Below are 21,308 nucleotides of genomic sequence, written 5' to 3'. Positions count from 1 at the left end.
CAAGGCCAGCAGATGCTGGCCTTGTTGCTTTGTCGCTGCGGCCAACGTCAGAACAGCAGTTCCTTCACGTTTTCCACCGCGTCGCCCGCCGGCGCCGCCTCCTCGGCCGGCGCCGTCTCGTCCGGCGTCGCGTTGCCGCTACCCGGCACCGTGCCGCGGTTGTTGATGCTCAGCTGCGGATTGGTGCGCTGGAACTCTTCCATATAGTACTCGTCGTTGCCGCGCAGGCCGGCACCCGGCCGCACCACGATGCCCGGCGGCGGCGGCAGCTCGATGTCCGGCACGCCCTTCAACGCATTGTTCATGTAGTTGATCCAGATCGGCAACGCCGCGGTGCCGCCGTAGCCGTAACGGCCAAGACTGCGCGGCTGGTCGAAGCCGACCCAGGTCACCGCCACCAGCGACGGGGTGAAACCGGCAAACCAGGCGTCGCGGAAGTTGTTGGTGGTACCGGTCTTGCCGGAGATGTCGCCGCGACCCAGCGCGGTGGCACGGTTGGCGGTGCCGTAGCGCACCACGTCCTTCAGCATGTTGCTGATGATGTAGGCATTGCGCGGATCGATCGCCTGCGCCGCGTTGCGTCCCGCCACCGCCGGCTCGGTGCGCGCCAGCAGGCGGCCGCCGGCATCCTCGATGCGGTCGATGAAGTAGGCGCGGGTGCGGTAACCGCCGTTGGCGAACACAGCGTAGCCTTCAGCCATCTGCAGCGGCGAAGCCTGGCCGGCGCCCAGCGCCATGGTCAGGTAGGCCGGGATGTTCTTCGACTCGAAGCCGAAACGCTGCACGTACTGCTGGCCGAAGTCGGTGCCGATCGACATCAGGATGCGGATCGACACCAGGTTTTTCGACAGCGCCAGCGCGCGGCGCATCGTGATCATGCCGGCATATTTGCCGTCATCGTTCTTCGGGTCCCAGCTTTGGCCGCCGATGGTCTGCGGATCGACTGTGATCGGCGCATCGTTGATCATGGTCGACGGCGTGAAGCCGCGGTCGAGCGCAGCGGAGTAGACGAAGGGCTTGAAAGTGGAACCCGGCTGGCGCATCGCCTGGGTCACGTGGTTGAAGCTGCTGCGGTTGAAGTCGAAACCGCCGACCAGCGAGCGGATCGCGCCATTGGCCGGGTCCATCGCCACGAAGGCGCCCTCCACCGTCGGCATCTGCACGATGCTGGCGTTATTGCCCTGCTCCACGATGCGGATCACCGCGCCACGGCGGATGCGCTGCACCGGGGTTACCCGTTCCGACAGCGCACTGCGGGCGAAGGTCAGGCCGCGGCCGCGGATCTGCAGCTTGCGCCCGCCACGCAGGTAGACGCTCACCGACGACGGCGAAGCCGACAGCACTACGCCCGGCTGCATGTTGCCGCTGTCGCGCACGGCGGCCAGCGTTTCATCCAGCGTTTCTTCCAGATCGGCATCGTCCACCTTGCTCAGGTCGACGAACGACTCCGGGCCGCGGTAGGGCTGGCGGCTGTCGTAATCCATCAGGCCGGCACGCAGCGCGTCGAACGCCCACTGCTGGTGGCGGCTGTCGATTGTGGTAAAAACGCGAAACCCTTCGGTGTAGGCGCCGTCCTTGTAACGCTCGTACATCGCCTGGCGCACCATTTCCGCCACGTACTGCGCCGGAAGCGAGGTGTCCTGATTGGCGGCAGCCAGGCGCAGCGGCTCGTTTCTGGCTGCCTCGTACTGCTCGGCGGTGATGTAGCGCAGCTCATGCATACGACGTAAAACATAGGCTTGGCGTAATTTTGCCCGCTCTGGATTGACAACGGGATTGTAGCTGGATGGCGCCTTCGGCAAGCCGGCCAGCATCGCCATCTCCGCCACGCTCAGGTTTTGCAGCGGGCGACCGAAATAGGCTTGCGCCGCAGCGGAGAAGCCGTATGCACGCTGTCCCAGATAGATTTGATTGAAATAGAGCTCGAGAATCTGGTCTTTCGATAAAGTGTGCTCAATCTTGAACGCGAGCAGCGCTTCGTTGAATTTCCGGGTAAAGGTTTTCTCGCTGGACAGGAAGAAGTTTTTGGCCACCTGCATGGTGATCGTGCTTGCACCGGAATGCGTGCGACCGGATACTATGTTGCCTACTGCGGCACGCATTACGCCAATGTAATCAATACCGCCGTGCTGGTAAAAACGCTCATCTTCTGCCGACAAAACCGCCTGTTTCATCAACTGTGGTACATCGCCGATTTTGGTAAAAGAACGTCGTTCCTCGCCAAATTCACCGATTAATACCTTGTCCTGGGTATAGACGCGCAACGGGATTTTCGGACGATAATCGGTCAGGACGTCCAGACTCGGCAGGCGCGGATAGGTCACCAGAATGGCGATCACGGCCAAGCCCAGCACCAGAATGGTCAGGCCGGCGATGATACCGGCGGTCACGGAGAGTATGCGTGGCAACATAAGTGGATAGTGGAACTCTTGCCTTTCAGAAGGATGGCGCATTATACCTTTTTCAGATAGCGACGATACGTAACGGCGCCTCAGCCGGTCATCGCAGCCGTGCCGCGGATGACCACCAGCCGATCAATGGCCACAAGACCGGAGGTTGGCCGCGCCCAGTCAGCAATCACGACAGGCGCGGCTTGAATACCATGTTTGACAAAAAATCCTCACTGGATGTTTCCAGACTGAAAAAAGCCCTGGCGCCGCTGCTGCGCAGTACCGAGCACGGTCTGCTGGGCATGGACATCAGCTCCAGCGCCATCAAGCTGGTCGAACTCGGCAGCGCCGGTCGCGGCCTGCAGTTGGAGCGCTACGTCATCGAACCGCTGCCCAAGGATGCGGTGGTGGAGGGCAATATCCAGAACATGGAGGCCGTGGCCGAAGCCATCCGCGAGGCCCGCCGCCACCTCGGCTCGTCCTGCAAGCGGGTAGCCATCGCCCTGCCCACCGCGATGGCGATCTACAAGAAAATCCTGGTGCCAGCCGCCCAGAACCCCGACGACCTGGCCATGCTGGTGGAGTCCGAATCCAACCAGTACATCCCGTTTCCACTGGACGAGGTCAACCTCGACTACCAGGTGCTCGGCCCGTCCGCCAACAGCGGCAACGACCTCGACGTGATGATCTGCGCCGCGCGCAAGGAAAAAGTCGAGGAACGCGTGGCTGTTGCCGAAATGGCGGGATTGAAAGTGGATGTGGTCGACATTGATGCCTTCGCCATGCTGACCGCCTTCGAGCAGCTGCAACAGCAGCTGCCGGATCAGGGCATCAACCAGACCTTCGCCCTGTTCGACATCGGCGCCACCGCCATCCATTGCTCGGTGATCCGCAACGGCCAGCAGCTGTACTACCGCGAACAGGCCTTCGGCGGCGGCCAGCTCACCCGTGACATCCAGCGCCGCTACGGCTACAGCCACGAGGAATCGGAGCACGGCAAGCGCACCATGATGCTGCCGGAAGGCTACGAGAACGAGCTGCTGCGCCCCTTCGTCGACTCGCTGGCACAGGAAATCCAGCGCGCACTGCAGTTTTTCTACACCAGTGTCAGCGTGTCGCAGTACCTGCGGGTCGACTACATCCTGCTGGCCGGCGGCTCCAGCATGCTGGCAGGGCTGGACGACGCCGTGCTTGGCCGCACCCAGATTAGCACCATGATCGCCAACCCGTTTACCACCATGACGCACTCCTCGCACGTCGAGCTGAAAAACCTGCTGCTGGATGCGCCATCGTTACTGGTCGCGTGCGGACTGGCCTTGCGGAGATTCGACTGAACCATGATCCGGATCAACCTGCTCCCCCACCGCGAACTGAAAAAGGCGGCCCACCGCAAACGCTTCCAGAACATGCTGGCCGCGGCACTCCTCGCCGGGCTGGGACTGTCCTATGCCGGCTACAGCTGGCTGGACAGCACCCTCGGCGAGCAGCAGCACCGCAACCAGCAGCTGGAACAGGCGATTGCCCAGCTCGACCAGCAACTGAGCAATATCGAGAACCTGCGACAGCAGCGCATGGCCCTGCTCTCGCGCAAGGAGCTGGTCGAACAGCTGCAAAGCAGCCGCACCGAAGCCACCCGGATTTTCGACCACCTGATCAAGACCCTGCCGGAAGGCGTGTTCATCAAGAGTTTCAAGCAGACCGGCACATCCATCGCGATCAGTGGCACCGCCCTGTCCAGCGCCAGGGTGTCGGCACTGATGCGTAACCTGGAGCAGTCCGAGGTGTTCAGCTCACCGATCCTGATCGAGGTCAGCTCCACGCTGATCGACAATGTGCGCGCCAATGACTTCAGCCTCAACCTGTCGCTGCGTGCGCCGGCGACCAACGCCAGCCAACCCGGCCAGACCCCACCAGGAGCAGCGCCATGACAATGGATGAACTCCGTCAACTCGACCTCAAGAACCTGCCGGACTTGCCGCTCGGGCCACAGATCGCCAGTCTGGTCATCATGATTGCCGCCATCTTGGGGCTGGCCTACTACTTCGTGTTTGCTGACCTGCAGGACCAGATCGAGCGTCAGCAAGCCAAAGAGGTACAGCTGAAGGAAACCTTCCTCGACAAGAAGCGCCAGGTTGCCAACCTGGCGGCCCTGGAAAAGCAGCTGCAAGAAATCGAATCGTCTTTCGGCGCCCTGCTCAAACAGCTGCCGACCAAGGCCGAAATGCCGGCCCTGCTCACCGAAATCAACCAGGCCGGAGTTGGCCGCGGCCTGCTGTTCGAGCTGTTCCGCCCCGGCAGCGAAACCAAGGCGGCGCAAATCGCCACCCTGCCGATCCAGATCCGCCTCAGTGGCAGCTACGTCGAGCTGGCCACCTTCGTCAATGACGTGGCGCAGCTGTCCCGCATCGTGACCATCGGCGACATTTCCCTGACGCCGAACGGCAGCGACCGGCTGCAACTGCAGGCCACTGCCAAGACCTATCGCGCACTGGAGGCCGGCGAGCAGACGGCCAAGGCAGGCAAACCATGATGAAAACAGCGCGCCTACGCACCGCCCTCATCCTGCCCTGCCTGCTGGCGCTGACCGCCTGCGGCGCCGAGCAGGAGAGCATCGAACAATGGATGCAGCACGCAGGCAAAGACCTGCAAGGCAAGGTCGAACCCTTGCCACCGGTGCAGCCTTATGAGCCTTATCCGTTTCAAAGCGCCCAACTGGGCTCGCCGTTTGATCCGGCCCGGCTGCAACTGGCCCGCAACAAGGTCAAGGGCTTGTTCAACAGCAACCGGCCGCGCGAGGCACTGGAAAACTATGAGCTGAGCCAGCTCAAGCTGACCGGCACCTTGCGCTTCAACAAACAGTATTTCGGACTGATCCAGACACCCGACAACGGAATATACCGTGTGCGGCCTGGCAGTTTTGTCGGTCCCAACTTTGGCATAGTGCGCAAAGTCAGCGAGACCGAAGTGGTTCTGGAAGAAACCGTGGAAAACATCAATGGGGAGTGGGTACAACAGGAAAGTACGTTGTACTTGCTACAGCCGGAACAAGGGGCAAAACCATGAACAAGCATTACCTGAAAACACTGGCCAGCAGCCTGCTCCTGGCCGGCCTCTCCCCGGCCCTGCTCGCCGCCAATGCCATCACCGCCATCGACCTCGTCAACAACAGCCGGAACGAGCCGGTGCTGGCCATCAGCTTTGCCGAAGCGCCCGCCATGCCGGCCAGCTTTTCCATCACCAACCCACCGCGCATCGCCTTCGACTTCAAGGACACGAAAAACCAGAGTGGCAAGACCCTGCTGCCGTTCAGCAGCGACCTGCTCAACGCCGCCACCCTTGTGGAAAGCGGCGACCGCACCCGGCTGGTGCTCAATCTCAACAAGAGTAGCGCGCACAACGCCCGCATCGACGGCAAGCAGCTGCTGGTGAGCTTCAACGCAGCCGACAAGCCGGCTACGGCAGGCGGCATCCCGCTTGCCAGCCCCGTTGCGGCCAACCTTGGCACGGCAGGCCAGGTCGCCAATGTCGATTTCCGCCGCGGCAGCAAGGGCGAGGCGCGCATCATCGTCGACCTGCCTGCCAGCAACAGCCCGGTGGACATCAAGCGCGAAGGCAACAACCTGATCGTGGATCTGGCCGGCATCAAGCTGCCACGCCACCTGGAGCGGCGCCTCGATGTCAGCGACTTTGCCACCCCGAGCAGCCGCGTCGATGCCGTCAACCAGAACAGCGGCAGCCGCATTGCCATCCAGTCCGCCGGCAACTGGGAGTATTCGTCCTATCAAACCGACAAGCAGCTGGTGGTCGAGATTCGCGCCATATCACAGGAAGAGGCCGAGGCCAACCTGCTGGCGCAGGGCAAGACCAGTTACAAGGGACAACGGTTGTCCCTCAATTTCCAGACCGTCGACGTGCGTTCGCTGCTGCAGGTCATCGCCGAGTTCACCGGCCTGAACATCATCGCCAGCGACAGCGTGACCGGCAGCCTTAGCCTGCGCCTCAACGACGTGCCATGGGATCAGGCTCTGGACCTTATCCTGGCGCAGAAAAACCTGGAAAAACGCCAGGTCGGCAACGTCATTCGCATCGCACCGCGTAGCGAGCTGGTCAACATCGAACGCCAGATCGCCGAAGCCAACCGCGTCAAGAAGACCTCGGAGCCGTTCATCACCGAGACCTTCGCCATCCGCTATCGTGCCGCAGAAGAAATCAAGGAAGCGATCAAGGATCTGGGGCGTTTCAGTAGCGTGGCGCAGAGTGAACGGGAAAGCAGCGACAGCGAAACGGGCTCCAATACCCGGGCGGCGACCACCGTCAGTAACAGCATGGCCATCATGGTCGACAGCCGCTCCAACCGGATGATCGTGCGCGCCGGTGTCTCCATGATCGAGGAAATTCGCAAGGTCATCGAGATTCTGGACGTGCCGCTGCGCCAGGTGCTGATCGAGGCGCGCATCGTCGAGGCCAAGGACAACTTCCAGCGCGATCTGGGCGTGCGTCTTGGCGTCACCAAGCTTGGTGGCGACACTGCCATCGGCAACTGGAATGGCGAAGAAGGCTCTGGCATGCCCATTCCAGGCACCGGAGTGCTTGGCGCACCCAAGGTATGGAATCCCAACGTTGACCTGCCTGCTGGCCTTGCCGGTGCGTCCATTGGCGCCATCTTCAAGAACGCTAGTACCCTGATCGGTCTGGAGTTGTCCGCAATGCAGGCCGAGGACAAGGGCAAGGTGGTGTCCAGCCCGCGCATCCTGACCGCAGACCGCACCAAGGCGACCATCACCGAAGGGACCGAGATTCCCTACCAGTCTATCGACGACAACGGCAAGTCGACCACGACCTTCAAGAAAGCAAACCTGAGTCTGTCGGTGACCCCGCAGGTGACGCCGGAAGACGACATCATCATGCAGCTCGACATCACCAAGGACACACCGAACCTGAAACTGTCTCTTGATGCCGGGCCAGCCATTGACAACAAGACCGTCAATACCCAAGTTCGCGTCGAAAATGGCGGCACGGTCGTGATCGGCGGCATTTATGTGCAGGAAGAAAACAATGTCGAAAACAAAGTTCCGTTGCTGGCCGACATCCCGCTGCTGGGCGTGCTGTTCCGCAACAAGTCCGTCACCAACAACCGTCGCGAACTGCTGATTTTCATCACGCCGCGAATCGTCGAAAACGAGCTGATTGCCCGCTAAGGGCAGGCGACAGCGTGGTGACACTTCCTTTACAATGCCTGTCATGAAACTGGCAGGCAATATTTTTCTGGTCGGCTTGATGGGTGCCGGCAAAACCACGGTTGGCCGCACCCTTGCCCGCCATACCGGCAAACAATTTTTCGACTCCGATCACGAAATCGAAAAGCGCACCGGCGTTCGCATCACTACCATCTTCGACATCGAGGGCGAGGAGCGCTTTCGCGAGCGGGAGCGCGACACCATTGCCGAGCTGTGCGCGATGGACAATATCGTGCTGGCCACCGGTGGTGGCGCCATTCTGGCGCCGGAAAACCGGCAGGCACTGCGCAGCCACGGCACCGTGATCTATTTGCGCGCCCAGATCGACGACATCCTGGCCCGCACCCTGCACGACAAGAGCCGCCCGCTGCTGCAGACCGGCAATCCGCGCGCCAAGCTGGAAGAGCTGTTTGCCCAGCGCGATCCGCTGTATCGCGAAGTGGCCGACCTGATCATCGATACTTCCCATCAAAACGTTAATGCGCTGATTGCCCGCCTGGAACAGCAGTTGGCCGAGATCCTGACCTCTCCGAAATCCACCTGAACCATGAAAACGCTCGATCTTGTTCTCCCCGATACCCGTTACCCCATTCATATCGGTCAGCAATTACTCGGCAAGGTCGAGCTGATTACCTCCCACCTCAAGCAGCCGCGCGTGGCCATCGTCACCAACACCACGGTGGCGGCGCTGTACCTGGAGCCGCTGCTGCGCAGCCTGGAACAGGCCGGCATTGACTGCCTGCCGGTGATACTGCCGGACGGGGAGGATTTCAAGACCTGGGACACCCTCAACCAGATTTTTGATGCGCTGCTGTCGCACCGTTGCGAGCGCGGCACCACGCTGATCGCGCTGGGTGGCGGCGTCATCGGCGACATGACCGGCTTTGCCGCCGCCTGTTACCAGCGCGGCGTGCCTTTCATCCAGATTCCGACCACCCTACTGGCCCAAGTCGACTCGTCCGTCGGCGGCAAGACCGCTATCAATCATCCGCAAGGCAAGAACATGATCGGTGCGTTCTATCAGCCGCAAGCGGTGATTGCCGACATGGACTTGCTGGACACGCTGCCGGAGCGCGAACTGTCGGCGGGTCTGGCCGAAATCATCAAGTACGGCCTGCTGGGCGACGAACAGTTTCTGGGCTGGCTGGAGCAGAACATGTCCGCGCTGCGCAAGCGCGACAAGCAGGCACTGGCCTACGCGGTGGAGCACTCCTGCAAGATGAAGGCCGACATCGTGGCCCAGGACGAGAAGGAACAGGGCATGCGCGCGCTGCTCAATCTCGGCCACACCTTTGGTCACGCCATCGAGGCCGGCCTTGGTTTTGGCACCTGGCTGCATGGCGAGGCCGTCGGTGCCGGCATGCAGCTGGCGGCCGAAGCGTCACGCCAGCTGGGCTGGCTGGATCAGGCCCAGGTCGCGCGGGTGGAAGCGGTACTGAAACAAGCCGGTCTGCCGACCGTCGCACCCGCTCTTGGCACCGCTCGCTGGATCGAACTGATGGGCCATGACAAAAAAGTAGAGGGTGGCGAGATCCGCTTCGTACTGCTCAAGTCGCTGGGCCATGCCGTTGTCGCAAAGCTGCCCGCTGCCATCCTGGAGCAGACCCTGAACAGTCGTTTTGTCGGCAATATCGCGTAAATACCACTACGCATTTCTACGAATTGTCGCGGCGGGTAGCGCACTGCACAATGGTTGCTCCAACGAGGAGGGATCACCATGCTGCGTCTACTTGCCGATGTCGCCAAAGCCTTTGACACTGTCGCCGACATTGCCCACCCGGGCGAGCTGATGCATCAATTGCGCTTCGTGCCGCCACGACAGCGTGGCATCGACCCGGTCGGCGAAGCCGAGGTGTATCTCACCTACCAGCGCTACAAACGGGCGCGGCAAGTCCTGCGCCACACCATCCAGACCGAGCCGGACAACCTGCCGGCCCACATCCTGCTGCTGCATACCTACTATCTGCTGGAAAGCAGCCAGGACTACTGCCAGCTGGCCGCAAAACTGCAAGGCCGCCTGGCACACCGGCCGGAGTGGGCGCACATCTGCCACGTTGGCCGCAGCCTGGCACCGGAGTATCCCCTGTTCCAGCAGTCCATGCACTGAGCGTCCATGTCGCACACCACGCCGGGCAAGCGGCAGTCAACCGCCCTTGCCCGCGCAGCCGATCGACACTTCGGTAATGCGGCACGTCGCCAGCCAAGCCGCACTCAGTGCACCAGTTCACACCGCTCCACCCCGTCACGCCGCAGGCACAGTTTCATGATGCCGGTCTGTGTCAGGGTAATCACCTCGGTTTCATCCCTTGCCTGCAAGCGCGTGGCACGCAGCACATAGTAGCCGTCGTCGGTATTGCGTGGCGTCGAGCCGAATGCCAGCTGATACTGCGGCTCGCCATCGGATGGCGACACCACCGCCGGCAACGCCGGCCAGCGCGTCGGTGTCAGCTTGTAGCTACCCTGACGGTGATAGAACTCTTCCAGAAACATCGCGTTTTCCTGCAGCAGGGCGACCGCCAGCGCCCGCTGGCTGCGCTGCACATACCCCTGATACGCCGGCAAGGCCGCGGCAGACAGGATGCCGAGCAATGCCAGCACCAGCAGCAGCAGCAGCTCAAGCAGGGTGAAGCCGCGCCGCGCTAGCATGGCAGCGCGCGGATACGCATCGGCACCGACACCCGCAGTTGCCGGCAGCCGCCGTCCCGATCCTGTACCGTAAAACTGACCTCCTGCACGTTCTTCAAGCCGCCCCACTCACCGACTTCAAAATGTGGAACCGACACCAGCAACTGCGGCGCGGCCGACGTTGCTTTCAGCGCCAGCACATGCAGGGCCTCTTTGGAGTCGTAACGAGCCAGGCTGCCTCCCGCCCGGTCCTGATACAGCAGGACACCTTCTGGCCAATGGCGCACGCCGGCCACAAGCGGAGGGCTGGCGAAGCAGCCCTGCAGATCCTGGTTGCTCTTCAGGTTGGCCGCACAGACATACACCGGCTGTTGCCGCAGCAATGCATCATTCCTGGCTCGCAACAGCAACACCTGCAGGCGGCTGATATAGGCCTGCAGCACCCGCTCCCGCACCATGCCGCTCCACGCCGGAACGGCAAACGACAGCACCACGCCGCAAAGCAGCAGCACCATCAGTGTTTGCAACAGTGAAAAGCCATGAGTCCGCGACATGTTCGTACCCCTCTTCGGCTGCCCTGCTTTCAAATAATGCCATACGTATTTTAATTGGCATTAAAAATCTTATGGATGTATCGAAAAAGGCTAAGCACCGTGTGGTGCGCAGCACGACTGCGCTCTGCACCACACGGAATTGGTAATTTTGCGACGACAGATGTTTAACTTATCGATCACCCGTGGCTTTTTACTAAACACCAGCATAGAATGAGCCAATACTCTAGCCGGTGCTGGGCGAGGTCGTCCCCAGCAGACAAGGCAGGGCCGTCCAAAGGAGAAATTCATGAGTCCGCAAGAACTGATGCAACGTAAAGCCAATGCCACCCCGCGCGGTGTGGGCGTGATGTGTTCCTTCTTCGCCGAGCGCGCGAAGAATGCCGAGATCTGGGACACCGAAGGCAAGCGTTACATCGACTTCGCCGGTGGTATCGGCGTGCTGAACACCGGCCACCTGCATGACAAGGTACAAGCCGCCGTTGCCGAGCAGCTGAACAAGTTCAGCCACACCTGCTACCAGGTAGTACCGTACGAACTCTATATCGAAGTTGCCGAAAAGCTGAACCAGCTGACCCCGGGCAACTTCGCCAAGAAAACCGCGTTCTACACCACCGGCGCCGAAGCCGTGGAAAACGCAGTGAAAATCGCCCGTGCCGCAACCGGCCGTCCGGGCATCATCGCCTTCGGTGGCGGCTTCCACGGCCGTACCCTGATGGGCATGGCGCTGACCGGCAAGGTAGCACCGTACAAGATCGGTTTCGGCCCGTTCCCGTCCGACGTGTACCACGGCCTGTTCCCGAACCCGCTGCACGGCGTATCGGTTGAAGACTCCATCGCCAGCATCGAGCACTTGTTCAAGTACGACATTGAAGCCACCCGCGTGGCTGCCATCATCTTCGAACCGGTTCAGGGCGAAGGTGGCTTCTACGCCGCGCCGGCGGAATGGGTACGCGCCGTTCGCGCGCTGTGCGACAAGCACGGCATCCTGATGATCGCCGACGAAGTACAGGCCGGCTTTGCCCGTACCGGCAAGTTCTTTGCCATGGAACACTACGACGTAGCCCCGGACCTGATGACCATGGCCAAGTCCATGGCTGGCGGTTTCCCGATCTCCGCAGTGGTAGGCAAGGCAGAATACATGGACGCACCGGCACCGGGCGGTCTGGGCGGCACCTACGCCGGCAGCCCGCTGGCACTGGCAGCTTCCAAAGCCGTCATCCAGGCAATCCAGGAAGAAAAACTGCTGGACCGCGCCAACAAGCTTGGCACCCAGCTGAAGGAAACCCTGAACGGCCTGAAGGCTGAAGTTCCGCAGATCGCCGAAGTACGCGGCCTGGGCGCCATGATCGCCGTGGAATTCAACAAGGCCGGCAGCCACGAAGCCGATGCCGACTTCACCAAGAAAGTGCAGACCAAGGCGCTGGAATCCGGCCTGATCCTGCTGACTTGCGGTGTGTACGGCAACGTAGTCCGCTTCCTGTTCCCGCTGACCATCGAAGACGCTATCTTCGAAGAAGCGCTGCAGAAGCTGGTTGCCGCCATCAAGGCCTGATTACCTGAGCTGAATTGACCTGCGGCCAACCTTGCACCATGCAACGTTGGCCGCATTGCATAACAAGGACACAACACCATGCTGAATCTGAAAGATCCTTCCCTGCTGCGCCAGCAGTGCTACATCAATGGTCAGTGGGTGGATGCCGATAGCGGCCAGACCATTGCGGTCACCAACCCGGCTACCGGCGAAACCATCGCCCACGTGCCGAAAATGGGTAGCGCCGAGGCCCAGCGCGCCGTGGACGGCGCTGCAGAAGCGTTCAAGACCTGGAAGAAAAAATCCGCCAAGGAACGCGCCGGCATCCTGCGCAAGTGGTTCGACCTGATGATGGCGAACCAGGACGACCTGGCCGTGATCCTGACCAGCGAGCAAGGTAAGCCGCTGGCGGAAGCCAAGGGCGAAATCGCCTACGGCGCCAGCTACATCGAGTGGTATGCCGAAGAAGCCAAGCGCATCTACGGCGACACCATTCCTTCCACCGGCGCCGACAAGCGCATCCTGGTAAGCAAGGAGCCGATCGGCGTTACCGCCGCCATCACCCCGTGGAACTTCCCGAATGCCATGATCACCCGCAAGGCAGCCCCGGCCCTGGCAGCCGGTTGCCCGATGGTGGTACGCCCGGCCAGCCAGACCCCGCTGTCGGCACTGGCCATCGCCGTACTGGCCGAGCGCGCCGGCATTCCGGCTGGCGTGTTCTCGGTACTCACCGGTGGTTCCACCGAAATTGGTGGCGTGCTCACCGGTAGCGACACCGTGAAGAAATTCTCCTTCACCGGCTCCACCGAAGTTGGCCGCAAGCTGATCAGCCAGTGTGCCGAAACCGTGAAGAAGGTATCGATGGAACTGGGCGGCAACGCACCGTTCATCGTGTTCGACGACGCCGACCTGGACGCCGCAGTAGAAGGCGCGATGATTTCCAAGTACCGCAACGCCGGCCAGACCTGCGTGTGTGCCAACCGTCTGCTGGTACAGGACGGCGTGTACGATGCCTTCGCCGCCAAGTTCGCCGACGCAGTCGCCAAACTGAAAGTGGGTAACGGCCTGGAAGCCGGCATCACCCAGGGCCCGATGATCGACGAGAACGCGGTGACCAAGGTGGAAGAGCACATCGCCGACGCGCTGGCCAAGGGCGGCAACCTGTTGACCGGCGGCAAGCGCCACGAACTGGGCTACAGCTTCTTCGAGCCGACCGTGATCACCGGTGTGACTCCGGAAATGAAAGTGGCGAAGGAAGAAACCTTCGGCCCGCTGGCGCCGCTGTTCCGCTTCAAGACCGAAGCAGAAGCGATCCAGATGGCCAACGACACCGAGTTCGGCCTGGCTTCCTACTTCTACGCCCGCGACATCGGCCGCATCTTCCGCGTGTCCGAAGGTCTGGAGTACGGCATGGTCGCCGTCAACAGCGGCATCCTGTCCAACGAGGCCGCACCGTTCGGTGGCGTGAAGCAATCCGGCCTCGGCCGCGAAGGCTCCAAGTACGGCATCGAAGACTACCTGGAAATCAAGTACGTGCTGCTGGGTGGCATCGACAAGTAAGCCGTGACAGACAGGTTGGCCGCTTGCGGCCAACCTTGCGCAAGACAAAGCCGGTGTCGACGACACCGGCTTTGTCATTGCCGATCACCGCGGCACCGGCATCCTCAGAGCGCGCCGGCGTGCAGCACCAGACAGTTGCGGCCGCGCTGCTTGGCCTGGTAGCAGCCGTCGTCGGCGCGGGACAGCACCGGCTGTGCCCGCTCGTCCTGCGGCAGGATCATGGTCACGCCGATGCTGGCGCTGATGCGGAACACGCGCTCGCCCAGATACACGATGTGGGCGTCGATCGCCTGCAGCAGCTCGCGCAGCGTGCGCTCGGCGACTTCCAGCTCGCAGTGACATAGCAGGATGGCGAACTCGTCGCCGCCCAGCCGGGCGACGATGTCGTTGCTGCGCACCTGGCGCTGCATGATGCGCGCCACATCCTGCAGCAACAGGTCGCCGCCCTCATGCCCTGCACTGTCATTGACGGCCTTGAAGTGGTCGAGGTCGATTATCGCCAGCACGTGCGGCTGGTAGTGCACGCGGTTGTCGTCGAGCACCTCGCCCAGCGCGGCCAGGAAACCGCGGCGGTTGCGCAGCCCGGTCAGCCCGTCATGGCTGGCGGCCCGACGCTGCAGCAGCTCGCGATGCTGCCGCTCGCTGTCGGGGCGCAGCGTCACCACCTTGCAGCCCTGCAGCGGGCTGTTGCCGGTCAGCACCGACAGCGTCAGCAGTACCGGCTGTACCCGCATGTCGCGGCTGAGCAGATCCAGCGCCAGCGGCTTGCCGGCGGCATCGCGCTCGATGTCGCGCAGCGCCACCGCCTGTCCGCTCTCCGGGCAGACCAGATTCAGGAACACCCCCAGCAGGCGGCCAAGCACGTCCGAGGCCGGCACCCCGAACAGCGCCAGCGCCGGCGGGTTCACGTACTCGATCTCGTCCATGCGGTTGGTCAGCACCACGACGTCGCTGATCGAGCCCAGCAGCAGCATGCTGCGCTCGCGCTCAGCCTGCAGCTTGCCGCGCGCCTCCTCGCGGGCGCTGACATCGCTGATCAGGCCGAGGAAACGGCGCTCGCCGCCACTGCCGGCCAGCTCGCTGAAGCGAAGCTCCACCATGGCCTGACAACCGTTGCGATGCTGCAGCCGACACAGCAGCTCGAAGCCGCTGCCGGTGGCCAGCAATTGCTGCCACTGCCCGGCCACCTGCGGCAGGCTGTCCGGATGGATCTCGTCCAGCCAGTGACGGCCGATCCAGTTGCCGATCTCCGCCGCGGGCAGGCCGGCCAGACGCATGCTGGCCGGATTGAGTGACTGCAGGCGCGCCTGCGCATCCACCACCAGCACCCCCATCGGCGACTCCTCGCTCAGGGTGTCGAACAGGGCGTCGCGCGCGGCGAGTTGCCGCTCGCAGTCGGCACGGCGACGGACGGCCGCCGCTACTTCATGGGCGATGTCCTGCATTTCGCGACAACCCAACACCGGCACCGCCGCGTAGGGCTCATGCCGCCAGCGCGCGAGCTGCGCCTGCAGTCGCGGCAGCGGCCGCAGCAGGCGGTACATGCCCCACCACGCCAGCGGCAACAGCAGCAATAGCACGCCCAACCCCAGCAACAGATAATTGCGGCCAAGCAGACGCGCCGGCTGCATCGCCTCGTGCAGCGGCTGCTCGACACCCAGCAGCCATGGCACATTGCGCAGGCGCTGGTAGACCAGCAGTGCCGGCACACCACGGCTGACGCCGACCCCGGCCGGCCCCTGGATGCCCTTGAAGGCACGCTGCAGCAGCGGATCGACCGATACCGGCGCCTGCATGACCGAACCGGCATCGGCATGCAGGATGGCAAGCCGGCTGCGCAGGGTATGGATAGTCAGGAAGCCGCCCTGCCCGATGGCGATGTTTTTCAGTTCGCCGAAGAACTCCGGTGCGTCCAGGTCTAGGCTGCCGCCCAGTACCCCGGCAAGCTGGCCTTCGGCACTGAACACCGGCGCGGTGAACACGATCACGGCGCGGTTCGGCTCGCCGCCCAGGCGTACGGGCTCCGACACCTGCGGCCGCAAGGTGTCGCGGGTGCTGCGGAAATAATCCTGGGTGGAGACATCGGCGCCGAGCCGCCCCGACAGTCCGGGGTAGTCGGCAATGAGCTTGCCATTGCGGTCGTACAGCAGCACGTTGTTGAACATGCCCTTCAGATCGCGGAAGCGGGCAACCAGTGCGGCGCCCTGCCGCTCAAGCTGCGGCGGCGCCAGTTGCAGACTGGCCGCAGCCTGCTCCAGCAGCACCTGGCGCGTGCGCACGCGGTCGTCGACATCTGCGGCCAACCTTGTCGCCAGCGTTTCCAGATTGTGCGCCTGCACCTCGCGCAGTGCACTGCGGCTCTCCAGATAGGCTCCGGCGCCGAACAGCAGCAACAGCAGCAGCAGAAACAGGCCACCCAGCACCAGCAGACGGTGGCGCAGCGTCGACAACGGCATACATTCAAACATGGCCCGGCTCGGCATCCCTGGACAACAGTTGGCTATGGCTGAGGGCGGCAGCGCTCAGTGCAGCTTCGGGGCGTGTTCGGTCACCGGAATCCCGGCCTGACGCAGGCAGGACTGCAGGTCTTGCCACACCAGGCTGCGATCCGGGCTCAGGTCCGGCGTCAGCAACCACGGCGTATGTGCCAGCAGCTGCTGCGAGCCGCCCAGCAGGCGCACATCGTACGCCTGGTGTTCCGGCTGGTACTCCGCCTCAGCGTGCAGTCCGTCCGGCAGTTCGCTGCCGGCCAGTACCGCCATGGTCAGCGCAAAACGCTTGCGGTTGTAGGCGGCGGTACCGGCGGCCAGCGCCTCCCACCACGGCAGCGGCATGAACAGCTCGGCCTCGCCGTACACCATTTCCGCCGACAGCGCCTGCTGCACCAGTGGCATGGTGGCGTCCAGTGCCTCGCGTGCGTGGCGACGCACCTGCGCCAGCGGCAACTTGCCGCGCTCGACGATGAACGGCAGCCACGCCAGCACCAGCTGCGGCTCGTTGACGGTGGAGGCAGCCTCGAAGCTGGCGCGCGAGGCGGCAACGTCGTGCAGCGCCAGATCGCAGCCGGCGTCCATGGTCGGCGCCAGATGCACCAGCGACTGGCAGCTGCGCTCGGCCAGGCTGTCGACGGTGAAGATGGTCGGCGACATCCACAGGATGGTTTCCGGCGCCAGTTGCAGCGCTTCGGCCAGCGGCGGCTCCACCTGCTCCAGCAGCGGGAAGTGCCACCACACCCCGCCCTGCGCCCGCGAGAACACCACCGGGAACGCCCACAGCTCGTAGGAGGCGACATGGCCGTCCGGACGCATCACCTCGGGGAAGGCGATGGTGTCGTGGGCGCAGTCCAGCAGCAGCTTGCGCGCCGCGGCCTCGCCCTGCAGCGCCAGTTGCGCCTCGGTAAACACCGCCTGGTCGCCACCCGACAGCACCTGCTGCACCAGCGCGGCCAGCTGGATGCGCTTGACCGGGTTCTGCTGTGCGTCACGGCTGAGCGCGAGCAGCTCGGCAATGCGCGCCTGTCGCTCCGCCGGCGGCAGCGGCTCGGTCGGCACCAGACGGAAATCGCGCTCCTTCGGTGCCACCTCGCGGTCGATATAGGCCTTCTGCAGGCGCTGGTAGACCTGCATCGCCTCGTCGCAGATCTTCTGCAACTGGGCTGCGGTCGGGATCTCGCCCCAGAAGTTGAAATCGAACAGGCGGAAGCCGGAGTTGGTGACGTAGTGCGTCAGGTGATGGCTTTCGTCGTACAGCACCACGCTGCGGAATCCCTCCTGGTCGCGACCGTCAAACGGCGTCAGGTCCATACCCACCAGACGACAGACGAACACCGGCTCCTGGGTATGAATCACGTATTCGTAAGGTTCCAGCCCCTTCTCTTCGACGGCGTCACCAAAGATGAAACGGCTGGGGATGAATGGGTCGCCCTTGATCGGGACATTGCGCGGATGCGATTTCATACGGCTGACGTCGATACTGTCTTGAAAAACAACTTGGCATTCTACCCCGACGCCGCCGTATGGTGTGCTGTTATCGCTGTTACAGCGGCAAGCGGTAACGATAGAACTGGGTCTCGCGCTGCCAGCCCATGCTCTCGTACAGTGCCTGCGCCGTCAGGTTGTCGTGCGCGGTAGCCAGCTCCAACCGCGCCAGACCGCGCGCCTTGGCCAGTTCGGCAGCCGCCGCCAGCAGCTTGCGGCCACCCCCCCCCCCGCGCGCCGCCGGCGCCACGAACAGGTCGTTCAGCAGGCAGGCCGGCGCAGCCGCTACCGAGGTATAAAGCGGATACAGCTGGGTAAAGCCCTGCAGCGCGCCCGCTTGCTCGTACACCAGAATGGTGGAATCGCCCTGCACCAGGCGCTGGCGGATGAAATCATGCGAGGTGGCGGCATCGTCGTGGCGGCCGTAGAACTGGCGGTAGCCATCGAACAGCACAGCCAGCTGCGGCAGGTCGGCCAGCGTGGCCAGCCGCACGCCATCCTGCCGCGTCTGCGCTGCCTGCACGCGGCGACACTCCTCCAGGCTGCGGCGCTGCTTGCCCTCGGCATCGAAGTTGGCCGCATCCAGCCAGGCTTCCATGGCGGCGCGGTTGGCCGGCCACTCGCTGTCCAGCAGGCTGAACCATGCGGTGTCACGGTTCAGCCCCCAGTTCACCCGCGCCTGGCGGAAGATGCCCTCGAAGGTGAAACCCAGCCGCGGCGCGGCGCGCATCGACGGTGCGTTCAGCGCATTGCACTTCCACTCGTAGCGGCGGTAGCCCCAGTCGAAAGCCTGACACATCATCAGGTACATGGCCTCGGTAGCCGCCGCAGTGCGCTGCAACAGCGGCGAGAAGCGCAGCCAGCCCACTTCGATCACGCCCATCGCCGGGTCGATGCGCAGGTAGCTGCAGCTGCCCACCGCCTGGCCGCTGGCCTGATCGACAATGGCGAAGAACAGCGGGTCGCGGCTGTCCTCCATCATGCCGAACCAGTTGCTCCAGTCGGCATCACTCTGCGGGCGCGGCATCAGGTAGGCCCAGTCGCGGCCATCCACATCCAGCTCCAGCGCCGCGCGCAGCCCGGCGCCATGCTGCTGGCGGCTGAACGGTTCCACCCGGCAACTGCGCCCCTGCAGGGTGACACGCTGCGGCGGGGTGGCGCCCTGCCAGTTGTCCACCGTCACGCCCAGCGCGCGACCATACTGATCGTATTGCATGTCCATGTTCAGCCTCCGCAGCCGCAATCGGCCGCCATGTTGATATCGCAGCAGGTGCCGCCCTGTACCGTGGGATAGCCATCGCGCTTCCACCAGTCCACTCCGCCCTGCAGCTCCTTCACGCTAAAGCCCAGCTCAGCCAGCTTCAGCGCGGTCTTGGTGGAGGCATTGCAGCCGATGCCATCGCAGAAGGTCACCAGCAGCACATCTCGCGGCAGCTGTGCGGTGCTTTCTGCCGTGATGCCGCGATGCGGCAGGTTGATGGCGCCCGGCAGGGTTTCGGCAGCGTAGGCCGCCGGCGAGCGGCCATCCACCAGCAGTAGCGCCGCGCCCTGCTTCTGCCGCTCCGCCACATCCCAACTGTCGATCTCGTACGCCAGCTTGGCCTGATAAAACGCGATTTGATCCATTCTGTTTCCGCTCCGTTGGTATCCCGACCACTTCATGGTAAAAACATTGGCGGCCCTGTCCAAGGGCCAGTCTATGACGGTAGAGGGGAACCACTTTGCAAGCAGCATGGATCAGCGAGGCACTGGCCGCCAGTCTGGAGCGGCACAGCAAGGAAGGGCTGTCGCGGCAGCTAATGCGGCTGCTGCGACAGTGGATCAGCGACGGGCGCCTGGCCGGCGACACCCTGCTGCCGGCCAGCCGCGAACTGGCCGCCAGCCTCAAAGTTGGCCGCAACACGGTACTGAACGCCTATGAACAACTGCAGGCGGAAGGCTATCTGTGTACGCGCCACGGTGCCGGCACCTACGTCACCGGCCTGTTTCGCCAGCGCCAGCAGACGCCGCTGCCAGCAAGAAGCCTGCCCTTGGGGCTGTCGGCGCGCGGCGCCAGCCTGTTCGCCAGCTGCGGCCTGCCACAGGGGCTAAGCGGCGCCTTCGCACCGGGAGTGCCGGAGATCCGCCAGTTCCCGCATCACTGCTGGCAGCAGCTGCTATCGCGCCACCAGCGGCAAGCTCATCCGGCCATGCTCAACTACACCGCCGACGGCGGCCTGCCAGCACTGCGCGAGGTCCTGGCGGAATACCTGCAGCTGTCGCGCTCGGTACGCTGCCGGCCGGAACAGATCCTGATCACCCACGGCGCTCAGCAAGGGCTGGAGCTGACGGCGCGGCTGCTGGCCGACCCCGGCGACATCGCCTGGGTGGAAGAGCCGGGCTATGCCGGCGCTCATGCCGCGTTCCGCGGTGCCGGCCTGACACTGCTGCCGGCACCGGTCGACGCCGAAGGTCTGGCACCGCAACTGGTCGCCGATCCGCGCCCGCCGCGCCTGATCTACACCACGCCGTCGCACCAGTATCCATCCGGCGTAGTGATGAGCCTGTCGCGGCGACTGGCCTTGCTGCAGCACGCTGAACAGGCTCAGGCGTGGATCATCGAGGACGACTACGACAGCGAATTCCGCTACCGCTCGCAGCCATTGCCGGCACTACAGGGCATGGCACCGGACGAACGGGTGATCTACGTCGGCACCTTCAGCAAGGTGATGTACCCCGGCCTGCGTATCGGCTACCTGGTGGTGCCGGATGCGCTGATCGACGCCTTTCGCAGTGCCAATGCCCGCCTTTATAGGGAAGGCCAGTACCCGGTACAGGCGGCGCTGGCCGACTTTATCGCCGCCGGACACTTCTCCCGCCACGTGCGCCGCATGCGCGAGCTGTATCGTAAGCGGCAGCTACTACTGCGCCAGGCACTGGCCGACTCCGCTGCTGAACAGCTGGTTTTATCGCCCGGAGAAGCCGGCATGCACCTGGTAGCCAGCCTGCCACCTGGCCTGCAAGAGCAGACGTTGAGTCAAGCCGCCGCGACACAGGGCGTCTGGCTGCGGCCACTGGCGCGCCACTATCTGGCAACTCCGCAGCAGCAAGGCCTGGTACTGGGCTATGCCGGCGTCGACCAGCAGGCAATCCGGCATGGCGCCCAGGTGCTGGCCAGCCTGCTGCGGGAACAGGGGAAGACGTGATGGACAAGCCCGCAGGGGTGGCCGAGACGTCAGCAAGACAGAGGCGAACAGGGTAAATCAAGCAAGGTTGGCCACAACAGGCCCGAGGGAAGAAGCTTGAATGACGGCAGCAAGGCTCGGTGCCTTTGCACGCCACAAAGCACAAAGCCCAGCTCGATTGAGCTGGGCTTCGTAAGGGGCGTCTGGCGGTGTCCTACTTTCACACAGGTATCTGCACTATCATCGGCGCTAAGGCGTTTCACGGTCCTG

The 21,308-nt window shown here is 63.4% G+C and carries 18 protein-coding genes; 11 read left to right on the top strand and 7 right to left on the bottom strand.

Going from position 1 to position 21,308, the window contains the following annotated elements; all coding sequences use genetic code 11:
- Positions 1-47: 47 nt before the first annotated feature.
- Positions 48-2,390 (bottom strand): penicillin-binding protein 1A, encoded by a 2,343-nt coding sequence (locus PQU96_RS00090; protein ID WP_272770279.1) that lies wholly within the window; start codon positions 2,388-2,390, stop codon positions 48-50.
- Positions 2,391-2,602: 212 nt separating this feature from the next.
- Between PQU96_RS00090 and PQU96_RS00085 the strand changes: the two genes are divergently transcribed.
- The 8 genes from PQU96_RS00085 (at position 2,603) to PQU96_RS00050 (ending at position 9,734) form a co-directional block, all read left to right on the top strand.
- Positions 2,603-3,724, top strand: a complete 1,122-nt coding sequence (locus PQU96_RS00085) for a pilus assembly protein PilM (RefSeq protein ID WP_272770278.1) — start codon at positions 2,603-2,605, stop codon at positions 3,722-3,724.
- Positions 3,725-3,727: 3 nt separating this feature from the next.
- The gene (locus PQU96_RS00080; RefSeq protein WP_272770277.1) at positions 3,728-4,318 is read left to right on the top strand and encodes a PilN domain-containing protein; all 591 of its coding nucleotides are present in this window, start codon (positions 3,728-3,730) and stop codon (positions 4,316-4,318) included.
- Positions 4,319-4,320: 2 nt separating this feature from the next.
- Positions 4,321-4,920: a type IV pilus inner membrane component PilO gene (locus PQU96_RS00075; RefSeq protein ID WP_272770276.1), complete on the top strand. Its 600-nt coding sequence runs from the start codon at positions 4,321-4,323 to the stop codon at positions 4,918-4,920.
- On the top strand, positions 4,917-5,453 hold the full coding sequence (locus PQU96_RS00070) for a pilus assembly protein PilP (RefSeq protein ID WP_272770275.1): 537 nt from the start codon (positions 4,917-4,919) through the stop codon (positions 5,451-5,453). The genes PQU96_RS00075 and PQU96_RS00070 overlap by 4 nt, the downstream gene beginning before the upstream one ends.
- Entirely contained in the window at positions 5,450-7,588 is a 2,139-nt protein-coding gene (locus PQU96_RS00065; RefSeq protein WP_272770274.1) for a type IV pilus secretin PilQ, read from the top strand. Before PQU96_RS00070 ends, PQU96_RS00065 begins: the two co-directional genes overlap by 4 nt.
- Before the next feature lie 34 nt (positions 7,589-7,622).
- Positions 7,623-8,171 (top strand): shikimate kinase AroK, encoded by a 549-nt coding sequence (gene aroK, locus PQU96_RS00060; protein WP_272770273.1) that lies wholly within the window; start codon positions 7,623-7,625, stop codon positions 8,169-8,171.
- Between the two features lie 3 nt (positions 8,172-8,174).
- A complete protein-coding gene (gene aroB / locus PQU96_RS00055; RefSeq protein WP_272770272.1) occupies positions 8,175-9,266 on the top strand; it encodes a 3-dehydroquinate synthase in 1,092 nt (363 codons plus the stop codon).
- 78 nt (positions 9,267-9,344) lie between these two features.
- Positions 9,345-9,734, top strand: coding sequence for a type IV pilus assembly protein FimV (locus tag PQU96_RS00050; protein WP_272770271.1), 390 nt, complete (start codon positions 9,345-9,347; stop codon positions 9,732-9,734).
- 104 nt (positions 9,735-9,838) lie between these two features.
- Here PQU96_RS00050 and PQU96_RS00045 read toward each other — a convergent pair whose 3' ends face one another.
- Positions 9,839-10,273: a type IV pilin protein gene (locus PQU96_RS00045; RefSeq protein ID WP_272770270.1), complete on the bottom strand. Its 435-nt coding sequence runs from the start codon at positions 10,271-10,273 to the stop codon at positions 9,839-9,841.
- Positions 10,267-10,779, bottom strand: a complete 513-nt coding sequence (locus tag PQU96_RS00040) for a pilus assembly FimT family protein (RefSeq protein ID WP_272770269.1) — start codon at positions 10,777-10,779, stop codon at positions 10,267-10,269. Before PQU96_RS00040 ends, PQU96_RS00045 begins: the two co-directional genes overlap by 7 nt.
- A 313-nt stretch (positions 10,780-11,092) precedes the next feature.
- On the opposite strand from PQU96_RS00040, the gene gabT reads away from it, so the two are divergent.
- Both gabT and gabD read left to right on the top strand, forming a co-directional pair.
- A complete protein-coding gene (gene gabT / locus PQU96_RS00035; protein WP_272770268.1) occupies positions 11,093-12,358 on the top strand; it encodes a 4-aminobutyrate--2-oxoglutarate transaminase in 1,266 nt (421 codons plus the stop codon).
- A gap of 78 nt (positions 12,359-12,436) precedes the next feature.
- Positions 12,437-13,897 carry an NADP-dependent succinate-semialdehyde dehydrogenase gene (gene gabD, locus PQU96_RS00030; RefSeq protein WP_272770267.1) on the top strand — a complete coding sequence of 487 codons (1,461 nt, stop codon included), beginning with the start codon at positions 12,437-12,439 and terminating at the stop codon, positions 13,895-13,897.
- A gap of 104 nt (positions 13,898-14,001) precedes the next feature.
- On the opposite strand, the gene PQU96_RS00025 is transcribed toward gabD, so the two are convergent.
- From PQU96_RS00025 to PQU96_RS00010, 4 genes are all read right to left on the bottom strand, one after another.
- Complete coding sequence (locus PQU96_RS00025) at positions 14,002-16,365, bottom strand: diguanylate cyclase (RefSeq protein ID WP_272770266.1); 2,364 nt, start codon at positions 16,363-16,365, stop codon at positions 14,002-14,004.
- A gap of 54 nt (positions 16,366-16,419) precedes the next feature.
- Positions 16,420-17,853 (bottom strand): hypothetical protein, encoded by a 1,434-nt coding sequence (locus PQU96_RS00020; RefSeq protein WP_272770265.1) that lies wholly within the window; start codon positions 17,851-17,853, stop codon positions 16,420-16,422.
- Positions 17,854-17,932: 79 nt separating this feature from the next.
- Positions 17,933-19,096 (bottom strand): GNAT family N-acetyltransferase, encoded by a 1,164-nt coding sequence (locus PQU96_RS00015; protein WP_272770264.1) that lies wholly within the window; start codon positions 19,094-19,096, stop codon positions 17,933-17,935.
- Positions 19,097-19,098: 2 nt separating this feature from the next.
- The gene (locus PQU96_RS00010; protein ID WP_272770263.1) at positions 19,099-19,500 is read right to left on the bottom strand and encodes a rhodanese-like domain-containing protein; all 402 of its coding nucleotides are present in this window, start codon (positions 19,498-19,500) and stop codon (positions 19,099-19,101) included.
- A gap of 95 nt (positions 19,501-19,595) precedes the next feature.
- On the opposite strand from PQU96_RS00010, the gene pdxR reads away from it, so the two are divergent.
- The gene (gene pdxR, locus PQU96_RS00005) at positions 19,596-21,059 is read left to right on the top strand and encodes a MocR-like pyridoxine biosynthesis transcription factor PdxR (RefSeq protein WP_272770262.1); all 1,464 of its coding nucleotides are present in this window, start codon (positions 19,596-19,598) and stop codon (positions 21,057-21,059) included.
- Positions 21,060-21,308: the final 249 nt, after the last annotated feature.

The organism is Vogesella margarita (genome assembly GCF_028548475.1).
Classification (GTDB): Bacteria; Pseudomonadota; Gammaproteobacteria; order Burkholderiales; family Chromobacteriaceae; genus Vogesella; species Vogesella margarita.
The sequence above is the reverse complement of the archived record's forward strand: the minus strand, read 5'-3'. Positions and strand labels throughout refer to the sequence as shown.